The sequence below is a fragment of the Phycisphaerae bacterium genome, from assembly GCA_012729815.1.
GTDB lineage: Bacteria > Planctomycetota > Phycisphaerae > JAAYCJ01 > JAAYCJ01 > JAAYCJ01.
On sequence record JAAYCJ010000010.1, the window covers coordinates 1 to 15,989 of the forward strand.

At 66.5% G+C, this 15,989-nt stretch carries 16 protein-coding genes; 4 read left to right on the top strand and 12 right to left on the bottom strand.

Features of this window, described 5'->3' with window-relative positions; genetic code table 11:
• The 6 genes from GXY33_00595 to GXY33_00620 all read right to left on the bottom strand — a co-directional run.
• Window positions 1-817: glycosyltransferase (locus GXY33_00595; protein ID NLX03620.1), on the bottom strand; the 817-nt coding region annotated here is incomplete at its 3' end.
• Between the two features lie 11 nt (window positions 818-828).
• Window positions 829-1,611: an SDR family oxidoreductase gene (locus GXY33_00600; protein NLX03621.1), complete on the bottom strand. Its 783-nt coding sequence runs from the start codon at window positions 1,609-1,611 to the stop codon at window positions 829-831.
• Window positions 1,595-2,728, bottom strand: coding sequence for a glycosyltransferase family 4 protein (locus tag GXY33_00605; GenBank protein ID NLX03622.1), 1,134 nt, complete (start codon window positions 2,726-2,728; stop codon window positions 1,595-1,597). The genes GXY33_00600 and GXY33_00605 overlap by 17 nt, the downstream gene beginning before the upstream one ends.
• An 89-nt stretch (window positions 2,729-2,817) precedes the next feature.
• Complete coding sequence (locus tag GXY33_00610) at window positions 2,818-3,828, bottom strand: zinc-binding dehydrogenase (GenBank protein NLX03623.1); 1,011 nt, start codon at window positions 3,826-3,828, stop codon at window positions 2,818-2,820.
• Window positions 3,825-5,909: an NAD-dependent epimerase/dehydratase family protein gene (locus GXY33_00615; GenBank protein ID NLX03624.1), complete on the bottom strand. Its 2,085-nt coding sequence runs from the start codon at window positions 5,907-5,909 to the stop codon at window positions 3,825-3,827. The genes GXY33_00610 and GXY33_00615 overlap by 4 nt, the downstream gene beginning before the upstream one ends.
• Window positions 5,906-7,024, bottom strand: a complete 1,119-nt coding sequence (locus GXY33_00620) for an SDR family NAD(P)-dependent oxidoreductase (protein ID NLX03625.1) — start codon at window positions 7,022-7,024, stop codon at window positions 5,906-5,908. The genes GXY33_00615 and GXY33_00620 overlap by 4 nt, the downstream gene beginning before the upstream one ends.
• Window positions 7,025-7,464: 440 nt before the next feature.
• Here GXY33_00620 and GXY33_00625 point away from each other — a divergent pair, with 440 nt between their 5' ends.
• Window positions 7,465-8,766, top strand: a complete 1,302-nt coding sequence (locus GXY33_00625) for a UDP-glucose/GDP-mannose dehydrogenase family protein (GenBank protein NLX03626.1) — start codon at window positions 7,465-7,467, stop codon at window positions 8,764-8,766.
• A 13-nt stretch (window positions 8,767-8,779) separates the two neighbouring features.
• On the opposite strand, the gene GXY33_00630 is transcribed toward GXY33_00625, so the two are convergent.
• The 6 genes from GXY33_00630 to GXY33_00655 all read right to left on the bottom strand — a co-directional run bounded on the left by GXY33_00630 (window position 8,780) and on the right by GXY33_00655 (window position 12,960).
• Complete coding sequence (locus GXY33_00630; protein NLX03627.1) at window positions 8,780-9,175, bottom strand: AI-2E family transporter; 396 nt, start codon at window positions 9,173-9,175, stop codon at window positions 8,780-8,782.
• Window positions 9,176-9,196: 21 nt separating this feature from the next.
• Window positions 9,197-9,838, bottom strand: coding sequence for a hypothetical protein (locus tag GXY33_00635; GenBank protein NLX03628.1), 642 nt, complete (start codon window positions 9,836-9,838; stop codon window positions 9,197-9,199).
• Window positions 9,839-9,868: 30 nt separating this feature from the next.
• Window positions 9,869-10,753: a UV DNA damage repair endonuclease UvsE gene (uvsE, locus tag GXY33_00640; protein NLX03629.1), complete on the bottom strand. Its 885-nt coding sequence runs from the start codon at window positions 10,751-10,753 to the stop codon at window positions 9,869-9,871.
• 37 nt (window positions 10,754-10,790) lie between these two features.
• The gene (locus tag GXY33_00645) at window positions 10,791-11,237 is read right to left on the bottom strand and encodes a DUF2383 domain-containing protein (GenBank protein NLX03630.1); all 447 of its coding nucleotides are present in this window, start codon (window positions 11,235-11,237) and stop codon (window positions 10,791-10,793) included.
• Window positions 11,238-11,308: 71 nt separating this feature from the next.
• The gene (locus GXY33_00650) at window positions 11,309-11,605 is read right to left on the bottom strand and encodes a hypothetical protein (GenBank protein ID NLX03631.1); all 297 of its coding nucleotides are present in this window, start codon (window positions 11,603-11,605) and stop codon (window positions 11,309-11,311) included.
• Between the two features lie 242 nt (window positions 11,606-11,847).
• Window positions 11,848-12,960: a LacI family transcriptional regulator gene (locus tag GXY33_00655; GenBank protein ID NLX03632.1), complete on the bottom strand. Its 1,113-nt coding sequence runs from the start codon at window positions 12,958-12,960 to the stop codon at window positions 11,848-11,850.
• 205 nt (window positions 12,961-13,165) lie between these two features.
• On the opposite strand from GXY33_00655, the gene GXY33_00660 reads away from it, so the two are divergent.
• The 3 genes from GXY33_00660 to GXY33_00670 form a co-directional block, all read left to right on the top strand.
• Window positions 13,166-14,218 (top strand): LacI family transcriptional regulator, encoded by a 1,053-nt coding sequence (locus tag GXY33_00660; protein NLX03633.1) that lies wholly within the window; start codon window positions 13,166-13,168, stop codon window positions 14,216-14,218.
• On the top strand, window positions 14,215-14,874 hold the full coding sequence (locus GXY33_00665; protein NLX03634.1) for a prepilin-type N-terminal cleavage/methylation domain-containing protein: 660 nt from the start codon (window positions 14,215-14,217) through the stop codon (window positions 14,872-14,874). The genes GXY33_00660 and GXY33_00665 overlap by 4 nt, the downstream gene beginning before the upstream one ends.
• A gap of 33 nt (window positions 14,875-14,907) precedes the next feature.
• A partial coding sequence (locus tag GXY33_00670; GenBank protein ID NLX03635.1) for a hypothetical protein occupies window positions 14,908-15,989 on the top strand: 1,082 nt, incomplete at its 3' end.

Genomic DNA, 15,989 nt, shown 5'->3' on the forward strand with positions numbered 1-15,989 from the left:
CCGGCAGCGAGCGGGCGTATGGCCGCCGCGGCACGTGCACGGTCAACCGAAACCGCGAGAAGACCGCGGGCACCCGATAGTTGGCCAGCCACCCGCCGTACTCGATGCCGGAGTCCCGAAGCGTCCGGATCGCCTGCGCCGGATACCGGACCCCATAGACGCGGGCCCGCAGACCCAGGCGGCGGACCGGCTCGACCAGGAACTCGACCAACTCCGCTGAGCGCTCCTCGTCGCCCCAGTTGCCGATCCACACCAGGTCGCCCTCCTTGTCCGTGTGTTCCAGCGGGCGGAATACGCGGACGTCGGCGGCTTCGTGCCACGTCCAGGCCCGCCGCGTCCATCCCTCGCCCAGGTAGATCCGGCGGATGACCTCGCCGAATGCCAGCACGCCGTCGTAGAACCGCAGATCGTAGCGGGCCATCGCATCGCGGTCGCTGACGCAGCGGTGGTGCGTGTCGTGAAAGAGCAGCTTGAACCGACGGCGCTGCCGCCGGTGCGACCCAATGGCGGCCACCAGATCGTGGTCGTTCCACTCGTGGACGATCACCAGGTCGGCGTCCTCCAGAACGCGGTTCAGGTCGAGCCGCTTCTTGTTGTAGCGAAAACTGGCCAACTGCGGATAGGCGCCGCGGTAGGCCGTCAGCGCCGCCGGCCCGCGCTCGCGCACGAGGTTCTCGACGCTCCAGGAGTCCAGCGGCTCGTAAATCCGCACGTCGTGGCCGCGGGCCAGCAGCTCCGAGGCCACCCCGCGGAGGAAGTGGGCGTTGCCGTGATTCCAGTCCGAAATCAGCGAGTGGTAGAACATCACGATGTTCATGCGGCGTCTTCCTATCCTTGCAGCAGCGACTCGGCCCCGTCGATATAGATCACGGCGCCGCTGATATGGTCTGATTGGTCGGAGGCCAGGAACGCGACCAGCTCGGCGACCTGCTCCGAGGTGCCCGGCTCGCCTCTGGTCAGCGGAATCCGGCCCTCGGGAAACTCCACCGGCGTGCCGAGGTGCTCCAGGTCCCGGTGCTGGGTGCTCTCCGAGATTTCCGTCTTGATCGCGCCGGGACAGATCGCGTTGACCCGAACGCGGTGTTTGGCCAACTCCAAAGCGATCATCTGGGTGAACGCCACCTGCCCGGCCTTCGAGCACGAGTAGGCGGTGGCTCCGGTGTTCGAAAAGATCCGATTGCCGTTGACCGACGAAGTGATGATGACCGACCCGCCGTTGCGCTTCAGATACGGCGTGGCGTACTTGACGGTCAGGAACGTGCCCTTGAGGTTGACCTCGAGGGTCTTGTCCCACTCGTCGGGCTCCAGCTCCTCGATCGGGGCCCAGACCCCGTTGATGCCCGCGTTGGCGAAGACGATGTCCAGCCGGCCCCAGCGGTCGGCGAGCCTATCGATCGCCTTCTTGATCTGCGGCGGCTTGGAGATGTCCGCGGTCAACGCGACCGCCTCGCCGCCGTCGTTCTTGATCCGCTCGGCGACCTCGCGGACCTCCTCCGCCGTCCGCGACAGCACGCCCACCCGCGCCCCGTGCGACGCCAGCAGCTTGGCCGACGCCTCGCCGATGCCCGACCCAGCCCCGGTGACCAACGCGACCCTATCCTTCAGGTGCATCGTAATTCTCCTTCAAACTGCCCGATAGTCCCCTGGCAACGCCCGCCTCCAGCGGCTGGGAGGTCGGAGCAAGCCGGCGGTAGATATCCAGGTAACCGTGAGCCATCGCCTCCGGCGCAAAATCCCGCGCCCGCTGCCGGGCCCGACCAGCCAGGCCCGTCCGCAGGGCGTCGTTCTCGATCAGCGACCGAATGGCGCGGGCAATCGCCAGCGGTTCATCGGGCGGAACAAAGATCGCAGCGTTGCTCCAGTTCTCGCGAAGACTCTCGATGTCCCCGAGCACCAGCGCGCAGCCGGATAGCGCCGCCTCCAGAATCGATAAGCCGAACGGCTCGTAGCGGGCGGGCAACGCGTAGATCGACGCCCGGCCCAGCCACGACGCCAGAGTCGGCTGGTCCAGATTGCCCACCAGTTGCAGATGCCTCAATGCCGCCGCCCGATTCGTATCCGGATGCCGCGCCTCGCCCGCGACGATCACCGGCCAGTCCAACTCCGGCGCGACCCGTTCCAGCGTGGCGATGTTCTTGGCCTCGTCCCAGACCCGTCCGGCGGCAAAGACGAACGGCTCCTTGCCGCTGGGTGCAAAGAGGCCGGCGCCGCGCCCGTTGGGTACGATCCGGCCGTCGCGAAACGGCCCGTAGTAGCGCTCCAAAGCCCGCAGCATCGCCCGCGTCGGGCTGACCACCACATCAGCCCGTTCCAGCCCCTCGCGAACCCGCCGGCGATAGGTGTTCCACGTGTCCGGCGCGTTTTCCCCGCGAACCGCCGACCACCACGACAGCACGCACGAATGGCCGACCGCCAGCACCGGCGCGGAAAAACCGAGGGCGGCATGGGCGTAGCCGTTGACGTGAACTACGTCCGGCCCGACCTCCCGCTCGATCGCCAGCAGCCACCGGCCCGCGCGGTCCACGTCGTCCCACGGATCGTCCATCCACTCCAGCTTGAACGCGCTTTCGTGGATGGTGACGTTCTCCAACGCTGCGGCGTCGCGCCGCTGGGCGGGGCTCAGCGCGGTCCCCATGCTCGCCAGATGCACACGCACCTGGTGACGGGCCAACGCGGCGCACAACTCCATCGCGTAGGTCCATACCCCGCCGACGTTGTCGGTCGTCATCAGTACGTTCATCATCTCGGTGCGCCGACGACCGTCCGGCGTCGGCATGCCGGACCGCCTCGACCACACGCCCCCCTCGGACGGATATTCTACTCCATGGTCACGATTGCCTTGAGGAACCCGTCGGGCCGGTCGCGGGTCATGCTCAGCGCCTCCCCGAGCTGCTCCAGCGGCAGTGAGTGGGTCAGCAACCCGCCCGGATCGATCCGCCCCTGCTCGACGGCTTCGACGGCCTCCCTCATCCCGCTGATGTACACGTTCTGGTCGCGCTCGTGGGCGTTGATCACGTCCAGGCCGCGCCAGTTCCAAAGCTGCATGTTGATCTGCCGCAGGCCGTCCTGATGATACCCGGCGATGATGAGCATGCCCCGCTCAGCGGCCAGTTCGCCGCAAAGCTCAAGCGGCTGCTGCCTGCCCACCGCCTCGATCACGCGCTCGCAAAGCCGCCCGCCCGTCAACGCCTTGACCTTCTCGACGATCGGACCCGCCTCGTCGGTCAGTTCGATGGTCTCCGCGGCGCCGGCCTTGCGGGCCACCTCCCGCGAGAACGGACGACGGCTGATCGCAACCACGGTGGCGCCGGCCTTGGAGACCAGCTGCGTCAGCAGCGCCCCGAGAAACCCGATCCCCACGATCGCCACCGTCTGCCCCGGATGAACGTCGCAGCGGCGGAAAATGTTCATCGCGCAGCCGAGCGGTTCGCCGGGAAACGGCACGCCGGCCAGCGAATCCGGAATCATCACGACGCCTCTGGCGTCGGCCACGTCGTATGGCGCATAGGCGTTGTAGGTGATGGCGGTCACCCGCTGGCCCTCGACCACGTCCTCGACGTCCGATCCCAGCGCGTCGACCACGCCCCAGCCCTCATGCCCCAACGCCCCGGGCGTCATGGGATACTCGAACCACGGCCGGCCGTCCCACGGCGGAACGTTCGACCCGCAGACCCCGCATCCCTCCAGACGGATGCGGACCTGCCCGAACCCCGGCTGCGGGATCGGCACCTCCTCGATCCGCATCTTCTTCGGTTCGGTGATGACGGCCGCCGCCATCGTGGTGCGGGTGTGGACGGACTCGGACGCTTGCCTGGACGTCATGATCATATCGTCACCCTGACCTTTCGTTCGCCGGCCGACGTGGCCATCGGCCACGAGACCTCGTAGTTCTCGCGCAGCCACTGATGCAACTGCCCGACTCCGGCGCGGACGCCGACCCGCGGTTTCCAGCCGGCCGCCGAGGCAAACCGGGCGACGTCCGAGACGTAGTACCGCTGATCGCCGGTCCGCCAGTCCTCGTAGAAGACCGCCGGTTCCTCCCCGTGCAGTTGCCCGATCATCGCGATCAGTTCGAGCAGGCTGACCGTGTTGGCGACTCCGCCGCCGATATTGAACGCCTGACCGGCCAGCCGGTCGATCCGGTGGCGGGCCAGCAGGAACGCGTCCACCAGGTCCTCGACGAACAGCACGTCCCGGACCTGCATGCCGTCGCCGTAGATGGTGATCGGCTCGCCGCGAATCGCCTGGATCAGAAAGTGCGCCACCCAGCCCTGGTCCTCGGTGCCGAACTGGTGCGGCCCGTAGATGCAGCTCATGCGGAACACCGCGGTCTTCAGGCCGAACGACCGGGCGTAATCGAGAATGTACTGATCGGCCGACCCCTTCGAGCAGCCGTACGGGCTGTGGAAATCCAGCCGCTGCTCCTCGCTCACCCCGTGCCGCCGGACCTCCGGGTCGACCGGCTCGTAACGCGAACCGTTGGCGCGGAGCTCCAGGTTGCCCAGGTCGCCGTACACCTTGTTGGTCGAGGTCATGAGGATCGGAGGCGGATCCTTCGCCGCCCGGGCTTCCTCCAGCAGGTTCAGCGTCCCGCGGACGTTGATCTCGAAATCCTCGTCGACGTCGCACAGGCTGGTGGTCACCGCGACCTGGGCGGCGAAGTGGAACACCTCGTCGGCCCGCCGGACCGCCTCGCGCAGCGCATAGCGGTTGCGGACGTCCTCGATGTGGATTTCCACCCGGTCGCCGTGGGTCTCCTTGAGCCACGCCCAGTTCCGCTCGACGCCCTCGCGCGACAGGTTGTCGTAGACCAGCACGCGCTTGCCCGCACGGGCCAGCCGGTCGGCCAGATTGGAACCGATGAATCCCGACCCGCCGGTGATGAGGCTGACCGGGCGCTCCTCCGCCGCCCGGCGGCGCCCGTTGACGCCGTGCAGGCCGCCGATCCGGCTCACGCCCTCCACGCCGCCGCCGCACCAGACCCGGTGCAGCAGCTTCGGCTGGTTGCCGGCCCGCTTCATGCCGAAGTGGTACTCGCGGTCGTCGCTGTGAAACCCCTCGACGGTGGGCAGGCTCGGATCCAGGTCGCGAAGCGAGTACCAGTACACCCGCTGCACCGGCGCCCGGACCGCATTCAGAAACGCCCGAATCTGCCCGTGGTGGTCGTGCCGCCACGTGGAGTAGCCGGCCTCGGTGATCCAGACCTCGGCTCTGCACCCGTGCTCCCGCAGGACGCGGTTGACCTTCTCGACCGGCTCGGACCAGTCGGACCAGTCAAACTCCCACGTGCCCGGAAAGCCGTGAATGCCCACCACGTCGATGTGATCCATCACGCCGCGGTCAAACATCAGCCCCAGCCATCCCGGATCGACCGGACTCATCCCGCCCAACACCGTCTTGCGGCCCAGATGCCGCGCCCAATAGGCGGCCCCGCCGATCGTCTGCCCGAAGATCAGCCACCGGTCGTCGAGCGTCCAGTCCCACTCGCTGATGTTGTTCGGCTCGTTCCACAGCTCGACCCACTCGAAGTGCTTGCCGTACTTGGTGATCATCACGTCGACGAAATCAGCGAACGCCTTCGGGTCGCGCGGCGGCGACGAGGTCTTCGGCTGAAGCCCAAGCTCGACCGGCGTGTAACAGAAGCACGGCAGAACGCGGACTTGGCGGACCAACCGGCAGACCATCCAGTCGTACCACGCCTCGCCGTCGTCCCGCGTGTAGTCGTGCCACGAAATCCCGGTGCGCAGCTCCGTAACGCCCAACGCCTTCAGGTCCGCCAGGGCCTCTTCGACCCGCTGGTACTCGCCGGGATGAAACCACTCCAGTACGCCGACCGTCGCGGACGAGGCGGCGATCGCGGCCGCCGATTGGTCCGGCGGACCCGCCCGATTGCCGTTCGAGTCGTTCATATCGTCAACCCTCGTCTTTCCAGTTCTCCGCTGGCCTGCTCGACGCGGTCCTGGGCCGCCTGGCCCTCCAGCGATTCTACCAGCTCCGACAATCCGTCGGCCAGGGCGACCTGCGGGCGATATCCCAGAATCCGCTCCGCCGCGCCGATGTCGGCGAAACAGTGGCGGATGTCGCCGACGCGGTAGCGGCCGTTGACCTGCGGAGCCAGGTGGGCCTTGCCCATGATGCGGATCAGTTCCTCGGCGATCTCCAGCACCGTGGCGTGCCGGCCGCTGCCGATGTTCAGCACGCACCCGGCCGCCTTCTCGGACTCCAGGGCCAGCGCGCAGGCGCTGGCCACGTCGTGGACCGAAACGAAGTCCCGCCGCTGCCGGCCGTCCTCAAAAATCAACGGCGGTTTGTCGTTCAGCAGCCGCGAGGCGAAAATGGCCATCACCCCGGTGTACGGGTTCGACAGAGCCTGATTGGGCCCATAGACATTGAAAAACCGAAGGGCCACCGTCGGAATGTTGTAGGCCTCGCCGATCATCAGGCACAGCCGCTCCTGATCGTATTTCGAAAGGGCGTAGACCGACACCAGCACCGGCGGCTTGCTCTCGGGCGTCGGCACCGGTGTCAGCGGCTCGCCGCGCTCGTCCCGCAGCTCCCACTCGCCCCGGCGAAGCTGATCGAGCTTGCGCACCGCGCCGGCCGCCAGGCGGCCGTCGGAGGCTTGGTAGAGCCCTTCACCATACAGGCTCATGCTCGACGCCACCACCAGCCGCTCCACCGGATTCTCGATCAGAGCCTCCAGCAGCACAGCCGTGCCCATGTTGTTCGTGCTGGTGTAGTGGGCGACCTGGTACATGCTCTGGCCCACGCCGACCGCCGCCGCGAGGTGGACGACCGCGTCGGCCCGCTTGAGCGCCGCGCCGACCGCCGCCGGATCGCGAACGTCGCCGACCGCCAGTTCCACCTCGGGATGCAGATATCCGGGCCGCTGGCCCTGCGGCCCATGCACTTGCGGCGAGAGATTGTCCAGCACCACAACCCGATACCCGCGCTTCAGCAGCGCGACCGCCACGTGCGAACCGATAAACCCAGCCCCGCCGGTGATCAGAACCGTTTTCGCCATGGATGGATACCCCCTGCGTGTCTGCAACCCGCGCCGACTCCCGACACGGGCGGCGCGACTCGTCCTTGTCGCCTCAACGACGCCGATCCGACGCGCCCGAATGAGCGCTGGTGCATGGAAGCCATTGGATTCCCCCGTTGTCCCCGCCTTCTACGGCCCGCAAACGTGCACAAAGTATAGGTGGTGCATCATGTTTTGTCAAGACATTAATCCTGCAGACACAGGTGGAGCAGGCCTATCGGGCACAATCGGTTGGCCCTCAACGCGCTGTCGATTTGGAGAATGTCGCACCGGCGGCTGATCCGAAAAACGCTTGCACGGCGGCGCCTTCCGACGTAGGATACAAACCGCTGGGGGTGTACACATTAGCATCAACATTGGTCTCTTGTCGAGATGCTGCGCCCCGTGCGCCGCGATCGGCGAGGAAAGGGGGAGACGAGATGGATATGGCCGTGGTGGGAACCGGATACGTGGGCCTGGCTGCGGGAATCTGTTTCGCCGAGGCGGGCAATCGGGTGATCGGCGTGGACGTTGATGAGCAGAAGATCGCGAGGCTCCGCCGCGCCGAGCTGCCGATCTACGAAGTGGGGCTCCAGGAGATGCTCGAACAAAACCTCGCCGCCGGACGCTTGAGCTTCACCAGCGATCTGGCCGACGCGGTGCGCCGATCGCCGGTCGTCTTCATCACCGTCGGCACGCCGCCGCGCCACGACGGCGAAGCCGACACCGCCGCCCTCGAGGCGGTCGCCGCCGACGTGGCCAGGGCCATGCCGGAGCACCGAATCGTGGTCATCAAAAGCACGGTCCCGGTGGGAACCAACCGCCGCCTGCAGCCGGAACTGGCCGAGCTGACCGCCGTGCCGTTCGACCTGGTCAGCAATCCCGAGTTCCTCAAGGAAGGCTGTGCCGTCGACGACTTTCTGCGGCCGGATCGCGTGATCATCGGGACCGACAGCCCGCACGCAGCCGAGGTGATGGCCCAACTCTACTCGCCGTTCGTCCGCAACGGCCGCCCGCTTATCGTCATGGATCCGACCAGCGCCGAAATGGCCAAGTACGCCGCCAACGCCATGCTCAGCACCAAGATATCGTTCATCAACGAGGTCGCCAACCTCTGCGACCTCTTCGGCGCCGACGTCAACGACGTCCGCCGCGGAATCTGCAGCGACTCGCGCATTGGCTACCAGTTCCTCTATCCCGGCCTCGGGTACGGCGGGTCGTGCTTTCCCAAGGACGTCTCGGCCCTGATCCACATGAGCGACCGCGTCGGCTATCCCGCCCAACTCCTCAAGGCGGTCAAAGAGGTCAACAGCCGCCAGAAACAGACGCTCCAGAAGAAAATCGTCGACTACTTCGGCGAAGACCTGCGCGACCTGAACTTCGCGGTCTGGGGCGCCGCCTTCAAACCCCGCACCGACGACCTGCGCGAATCCCCGGCCCTGCGGCTTATCGACGATATCCTCTCGCGCTCCGGAGGCGTGCGGGTCCATGACCCCCAGGCCCTGGGCAACCTGCGCGAAATCTTCGGCGACCGCGTCCGGTACTGCGGCGAGATGTACGAGGGACTCGACGGCGCCGACGCCCTGTGCCTGGCCACCGACTGGAACGTCTACCGCAACCCGGACTACCGGAAAATGGGCCAACTGATGCGCCGCCGCGTCGTCTTCGACGGCCGAAACATCTACAACGCTCGCCAGCTCAAGGACTCCGGCTTCACCTACTTCGGCATCGGAACCCACTGACGCCGACCGGGACTCACTCGCGGTCATCCTTGACGAGCAGGTGCTTGAAGAAGCTCCAGATCGTCAGGTCGATCGGCAACGCCAGCAGCAGCCCGAGGATCCCGAACACCTTGCTCCAGAGCACCACGGTGAAAAGCGTCACGATCGGCGGCACCTTGACCGCCTTCTTCATGACGATCGGCGGCAACACGTACGACTCGATGAGCTGGTTCACCGCGTAGATGACCGCCACGCCGACCGCGTAGTAGGTCCCTTGCGAGAGGGCGAACAGGAACGCGATCAAAAACGCCACCGCCGGCCCGATCGTCGGAACAATCTCCGAGAAACCGGCCAGCAACGCCAGCGACAGTGCCAGCGGCAGACCGATCAGCAGAAAACCAATCCATGAAACCGCGGCGACGATGGCCATGCTGACCAGCGTGCCGATCAGTCACCAGCGAAGCTTGGGCGCCAGATCCCCCAGGGCCCCGCGGATCTGCTCGCGACGCCGCGGCCGGAACAGAGAAACGACCGGGGCGATCAGCCGCTGCGGATCCTCAGCCAGCAGATAGATCGCCCCAAACACCAGCAGCACCGCCGCCAGCAGCAGACCTGAAGCAAAACCCGTCGCCGTCGAAACCAGATCCGACACGTTGAAGAACGAACGCACGTTCGTCCAGACCGTCTCGATGGTGATCCGGTCACGCAGCCCCAGGTAGCTGTTGACCCGGTCCAGCAGCGTGTTGAAGCCGTCCCGCAACGCCGGCCACTGCCCCATCTCGTCCTGAAGCCGGCTGCCCAGCAGCCAGCCGACCAGGGCAATCAACCCCAGCGCGATCAGCACCGGCGCCAGCACCGCCGCGATCCCGCCCAGCCAACGCGGCCCGGGCACCCGCCGCGCCAGCGGCCAGACCGCCGCCGCCAACGCGCCCCCCGCCAGCACCCCCAACAGCACGATCCTGGCTGCGGAAAAGAAATGCAGGAACAGCCAGATGCCCACCACCCACAACGTGATCGTCACCAGCGGATAAACCCACACCGGCAGCGGCCCATCCCCCTTCTGCGAGAGCTTCGGCGACGGCTTGTCGTTCATGGCGTGTCCTTTCCACATGCAGCCGTTGGTTCAGGCCTCCAGCGCCTTCAGCACCGCCACGGCCTCGATCGCGCTGGCCTCCTTGTCCTTGATCTCCAGCATGACATCCGGATCGACCTCGACCGCCTCAGCCAGAAACGCTTCAAACGCCTCCGGGTCGAGGTGTTCGCTGTGGCGGCCCGCCCGCTGGCCCGCCGCCTGGGTGCTGTAGTCGACCATCAGCGGCCCGTCTTCGGCCTGCCATGTCGCCGCCGCCAGACGCAACGCCTCGCGGACCGACTCGCCCGCGTTGAGGCACTCGTGATGAAAGCGGTCGAAGACGATCGGCACGCCGGTCCGCCGGTGCACCGTCAGACAGTCGCTCAAACCGAACAGGCGCTCGTCGTTTTCAATCGCCAACCGGCGGCGCACCGGCTCGGACAGACGTTGGTAGTTCTCGCAGAAGCGATCCAGAGCCGCGGGCCTATCGCCATACGCCCCGCCGATGTGAATCTGCACCCGGGCTGCGCGATCCAGTTCCATCAGGTCCAGAACTTGGGCGTGATAGACCAGTTCGGCCGCGCTGCGCGCGATGATGTCTGGATCGAGAGCGTTGATCAGCACGAACTGGTCCGGGTGCATCGAGAGGCGCATGCCGTGGTCGCCCGCGAATCGCCCGATCCGGCTGAACTCGCTGCGAAAGTGATCGGCCCAGTCATAGTCGCAGACCGGATGCGAGGCGAACGGCACGAGGCTCGAACCGATCCGAAAAAAAAGCACTCCGTGTTCCGCGTTGAATGCCAGCGTCCGCTGGAGGCATTCGAGGTTCCCACGGATCGTCTCGACCAGCCGCTGCGGACTGTAGTTGGCGAGCCGGAAGGTCGAGTTGGGGGTGCAGCCGATACGGCGATTAATGCACGGATACCCGATCCTCATCGGCCTTCAACCTTCCCGGCCGCGCATGTGCCCCAAATCAACCCACGCGGGCGTGCAGCGTTTCCTCGATGAACTGCAGGTGAGCCTGCTCGTCCTGAAAACCGCGCTCGACCACGCCCTTGGCCGAACCGGTCAGGTGCCAGGTCCGCGCCTCGTCGTAACGGCGGTTGGTCAACCCCTCGTTCGACTTCATCGCCTTCAGCGCCCCTTCCGTCCCGGTCAGGCTCCGCAGGGCGGTAAAGCCCTCGATCAGGAATCCCTTGAAGTCGCGAGAGTACTCGGGCGGCGTGCCGCCCAAATCGCGAATCTCGCTGGCCAGTTCGGCCACGTGCCGCTGGTGGTCCTGGCGGTACTCGATCAGTTTCTCGCGGATCTGTTCGTCGTCCGCGTCAATCTGGTCGATCGCCTGGTCGTACGCGTGCACCGCGTCGATATCGACCTGTGCCAGCGAACTCAAATTGTCGATCATCTCCTGGTTGGCCATGGTCCGGTCTCCCTTCCGTGAATTGACGGTGCTCGATTTCGGCCGTTTTTACCTGACGCGCCCGCAGTCGGCTAGACGTCAACCGCCGTCCGGTCCACGAACTTGCAGAAGCGGCTCATCTCGCCCGAACTGGTCTCGTCCTGATAGACGAACGCCAGGTCCGACTCCTCGAACTGCTCGAAAAACTCGTCCCACGCGATCGGCTCCAGCGACTCGGCTCCCTCGTAGCCGGGAAAGTCAATCCGCAAAATGCCCGCCTGCTCCTGATCGCCCGCGGTGCCTTGAACGGTGGCGGGCTGACCACCCCGCTCCTCAGCCCATCGGCGGATCGCATCGTGATCGGTCGTGACTTTGCTTTCACCTGACATGATCGGCCCTCCCTTTCCTTGTTCCTTCGATCGGCGGCGTCGGCACGCACGGCGCAAGCCCGCAATCGGGCGGCCCTGGCCTTTGCGCGTGGTTGCACCCCCCAGGTGTATACGTCCCAATTAATACCGAATTCAGTCCCGTTGTCAAGGGCCTATCCGCTGGCGGAACGCAAGCCTTACAGCGGCATCGGGTTTCGATGCCGCGAGGTTTCTGGCGGGTGGATCGGCGGCCGTCTGGCCGGCTATTCGCGCTTGCGCTGCTTATCGGTCCACTGGGCGGCGAGGAGGCTTCGAATCTTCTCCGTTCTCGGCTCCGGCCGCGCGGTCGGCGGCTCGGCGGGCACCTGGACCGGCGAGCGGCCGCTGCTGCGCCGGACGATCAGTTCCGGTTCGACCCGGACCTGTTCGGCGAATGGTCCATCCGCTTTCTGGGCGGCCATCGCCCGCTGCAACAGGTCCACCGTCGCCTCCGCCAGCCGGTCGACTGGCGCGCCCGCCGCGGTCAGCGGCAAGCCCGCCGCCTCGTCCGTCCGCGTGCGGCTGTGGACGACGATTGAGAGGTCCGCGGGAATCCGTCCGCCTTCAGCCAGAAAGCCCGCGGCGAATCGCCCAGCCGCCGGCGGCGACCACGCGAAGACCGCGCTCGGTCGATCCGGCGCGACGGCGAACCGCTTGCCCAGATCAAACCATCCATCGGCGTCCGCGTCGGCCTTCCCAACGATATCGCGGTCGCCCAGTTCCGACCCCACCCGTTCAAGTTCTTCGCGGACCAACCGCGTCTTCTCGTTGTCGTCGGCCAGCAGACCGATCCGCTGGTGGCCCAGGGTCTGAAGGTGTTCGACGGCCAGCCGGGCCGCCGCTTGCCGGTCGCCGTGGACGGTGGAGCACGACGGCCACGCCTCGTCGGCCACCGTGACCACGGCCGTCGAGCCCATGGCCCGCTCCAAGTCTTCGCGCCCGATCGCTTCCGGACCGTACCCGACGATCACCAAGCCGCCCAGCCGCCACGAAAGAAACGACCGAAGACGCTCGCCGGTCGCGCCGGCTGAGCTGTCCAGCGGCAGGCCCACCATCACCTCCAGGTCCATCGCCGCAAGGCGCCTGGTCAGACCGTCGAGCAGCTCCGCCGCGAATGGATCGGTCAACTCCGGCGCCAGTACCCCGACCGCCGGGAGTCGCCGGCTCCGGAAATGCCGCCCCAGCCGGCTCGGCTCGTACCCGCACCGCTTGGCCGCCTCCAGCACCCGCTGACGGGTCTGCTCCGAGTACGCCCCCCCCTGCGACGAAAGGATGTTCTTGACCGTGCTCTTGGCTAACCCGCACGCGTCGGCGATCTGCTGAATGGTCACTGCCAAGGCCTGCTCCTTACAAGTGACAACGCCTGTCCCTCGGTCCTAGTACCGATACTATCGCGATTATATCGCCGTCGACAGCCCTGTCAACAACTGCCGCGGCCCGCCCCCTTTGCCGGCGTGAGGTGCCAAAATGCCCATTGACATGAATTGCAAAGGGGGATACACTAGAGGCGTATTTAACGTTAAAGTTGCGCAGCAATCGACTATGGTAACGATCAGTGACATCAGCCGCCAGTTCGGGGTTTCGCCCATGACGGTCAGCAACGCCCTGAACAACCGCAAGGGCGTCTCTGCGGACAAGGCCGCAGCCATCCGCGACTACGCCCAGCGAATGGGCTACCGCCCGGCCTACATGGCCCGGTCCCTGCTTCGCGGCAAGACCGACATGATCGGCCTGTGCCTGCGCGACACGCCCGAGGACCCCTGGCTGGCCGGGCTGATCCACCGCATTCAGGAGGGGCTCCACCAGGCCGGCTACCATCTGAACCTGATCATCGCCCACGACGGCCTCGAACACCAGCGGTGGGCCATCGACCGATTCAAGGAGTTCCGAGTCGACGCCGCCATCGTCGGGCCGCTGGGCTTTCGGCAGCAGTACGATGCCCTGGCCGAGCGGCTGGCCGGTTTGCCCTGCGCGCTGGCGTTCGACGCGATCGAACCGCTGCCGATCGACCACGTCAAACTCGACACCCACGCCGGAGCGAAGCTGGCGGTGGACCACCTGGTTTCCCGCGGCCACCGGACCATCGGCCTTCTGAACACCAACTCCAACGAACGGGACCGCCCATTACTGCCGACCCGCCACACAGGATTCATCGAGGCGATGGCCCGTCACGGCTTGGAGGTCCGCCAGGAGTGGATTCTCTGTCTCGCCGACCCGTACGCCGATCCGGAACAGCCGCTGCGGGAATTTCTCGCCTCGGGACGCCCGCAGCCGAGCGCGTGGTTCTGCCACAACGATTGGCACGCCGCCCATGCGGTGCGGGTGTTGCAGGAATTCGATCTCAATGTTCCCCGCGACGTTTCAATCGTCGGGTTCGACAATCAGCCGGTGGCCGAGCTGATCCTGCCCGGGATCACGAGCATCGGGTTCGACGTGGCGGTCTACGCCCGCCGGATCGTCGAGATGGTGGTGGCGGGGGTCGCCAGAACGCGCGACGGCGGCCGCGATCGGCAGGGCGCCGTCCGGCAGTTTCAACTGGCCCCGTACCTGATCGAGCGTCACAGCGTGGCGGACCTTAAGGCGGCTGAGGCATGAACAACAGAACCATCACAAGGCGGCGGTGTTTCACCCTCATCGAACTGCTCGTGGTCGTGGCGATCATCGCGGTGCTGGTGGCGATCCTCCTGCCCGCCCTCGGCGAGGCCCGACGGCAGGCGATGCGCACGCAGTGCCAGGCGAGACTTCATCAGACCGCCTTGGTGGTGCGGCTCTACGCGGACGATCATCAGGACCGGGTCTGGTTGACGCCGACTTACGCAAGCTGGCATGGCTGGCCGTACTACATCCCTTCGATGGCGTGGATCCTGGAGCCGTACCTGGATGGCGATTGGAAGGACCACCTGCACTGCCCAGCCGCGGCGGGCAAACCCGGCGGCAACGCCGCCGACGGACTCGATTACGGCGGAAGCTGTTCATCGGAGGATTTCGGCCAGCCGCCGGCGGGGCACCGCAAGCCGTTCAAGCTGATCGACTACGCCCACCGGGCGATCGTATCCGACCGTTTCTGGTCGTGGGGGTCCAGCGTCGCCAACCACTGGCATGAGACCGGCATCAACGTCCTGTGGGGCGACGGCGGGGTGCGGTGGTTCGATGACCGCAGCCGGGCCCTGCTAGACCTGGTGAACCGCCCGGACAGCGGGTACTACTACGTGACGGTGGCGTTCGATCAGATCAGCGGCGGCGGCCCCTAGAACCATCGACCCATTCTTTGAGCCAGGAGCGGCATGAACGGACATTCACTGATTGCGGTGGCGGTTGTGCTCGCGTTGAGCGGGTTGGCCTCTGGCGGCGGGTGGACCGACGATTTCGAATCCTATTCGGACGCCGCGGCGCTGCGGGCGGTCTGGGGCCCGGAGCGCTTTGCCGCTGCGCACCAGCCGCAGCTTGCTCGCGATGCCGGCTCGTCGTACATGGCGGTCAGCTACAACGGCAACGCGGGAGTTCGCGGTTTCGATCTGCCCGCGGGGCCGGACGACGCGATCGTGATCTGCGCGCGGGTGCGCGGGCAGGCGCGGGCGGGCACGCTGCGGATGTCGGTGGGGCCGGAGGCGATGGCGTGGAACCGGGCGCAGGGGCATTTGGTTTTCACGATCGGGGAGCGGCCGTCGGTGGTCAACGAACTGGGTCGGATCGCAGCGGCTGGCGAAGATGCACCGACGATCGAGGCGGACCGCTGGTATGAGTTGGAGCTCGTGGTGTCTCCGAACCCGATCCGCGGCGGGACGTACCAGGCCTTCGTGGACGGGGTCGAGATCGGCCCGACGGTCGGTTTCGACCATTTCAAGGCGGAGGTCCCAGCGGCGGTGCGGTTCGGGTACTACGGAACGGGCGACGGGAGTTTCTTCATCGACGACGTGAGCGCCGCAGCCGGCGAATCGCGTCGGGCGGAGCTGCCGCTTCGCGAGCGGATCGGCGTGGAACTGCCGCCGCCCGGGCCGATGGGACGGTGGCATCATGATAACACGATCGCGATGCCCCTGCGGTTTTGCGGAAGCATGGACGCAGCCAAATCGCTCGAGGCGGCGTTGTTCATCAATCACGGCAACCACGCCGACGAAGCCGAGTCCGAACCGATTCAGGAACTCATGATTACCCCCGACGGCAGCGGCCGTTGCATGGCGACGTTTGAGGACGTGCCCTTTGGGATGTACACGTTTCGGGTGCTGGCGGCCGGTGAGGACCGAGCGTACGAGGTCCTGGCGGAGGATCTCGTGGCGATGACCCATCGGACGCCGTCGGCGGCCGACCCGAACGCGTGGGTGTGGGGCATCGACGGACACGCCGACCGCAACGACCGGCGGATCGA

Bases quoted from the DNA above. Each gene is read 5' to 3' on its own strand.
- uvsE (NLX03629.1), bottom strand. From the start codon at position 10,753: ATGAGGATCGGGTATCCGTGCATTAATCGCCGTATCGGCTGCACCCCC.
- GXY33_00610 (NLX03623.1), bottom strand. From the start codon at position 3,828: ATGATCATGACGTCCAGGCAAGCGTCCGAGTCCGTCCACACCCGCACC.
- GXY33_00645 (NLX03630.1), bottom strand. From the start codon at position 11,237: ATGGCCAACCAGGAGATGATCGACAATTTGAGTTCGCTGGCACAGGTC.
- GXY33_00630 (NLX03627.1), bottom strand. From the start codon at position 9,175: ATGGCCATCGTCGCCGCGGTTTCATGGATTGGTTTTCTGCTGATCGGT.
- GXY33_00665 (NLX03634.1), top strand. From the start codon at position 14,215: ATGAACAACAGAACCATCACAAGGCGGCGGTGTTTCACCCTCATCGAA.
- GXY33_00600 (NLX03621.1), bottom strand. From the start codon at position 1,611: ATGCACCTGAAGGATAGGGTCGCGTTGGTCACCGGGGCTGGGTCGGGC.
- GXY33_00605 (NLX03622.1), bottom strand. From the start codon at position 2,728: ATGACGACCGACAACGTCGGCGGGGTATGGACCTACGCGATGGAGTTG.
- GXY33_00660 (NLX03633.1), top strand. From the start codon at position 13,166: ATGGTAACGATCAGTGACATCAGCCGCCAGTTCGGGGTTTCGCCCATG.
- GXY33_00635 (NLX03628.1), bottom strand. From the start codon at position 9,838: ATGAACGACAAGCCGTCGCCGAAGCTCTCGCAGAAGGGGGATGGGCCG.
- GXY33_00650 (NLX03631.1), bottom strand. From the start codon at position 11,605: ATGTCAGGTGAAAGCAAAGTCACGACCGATCACGATGCGATCCGCCGA.
- GXY33_00615 (NLX03624.1), bottom strand. From the start codon at position 5,909: ATGAACGACTCGAACGGCAATCGGGCGGGTCCGCCGGACCAATCGGCG.
- GXY33_00620 (NLX03625.1), bottom strand. From the start codon at position 7,024: ATGGCGAAAACGGTTCTGATCACCGGCGGGGCTGGGTTTATCGGTTCG.
- GXY33_00625 (NLX03626.1), top strand. From the start codon at position 7,465: ATGGATATGGCCGTGGTGGGAACCGGATACGTGGGCCTGGCTGCGGGA.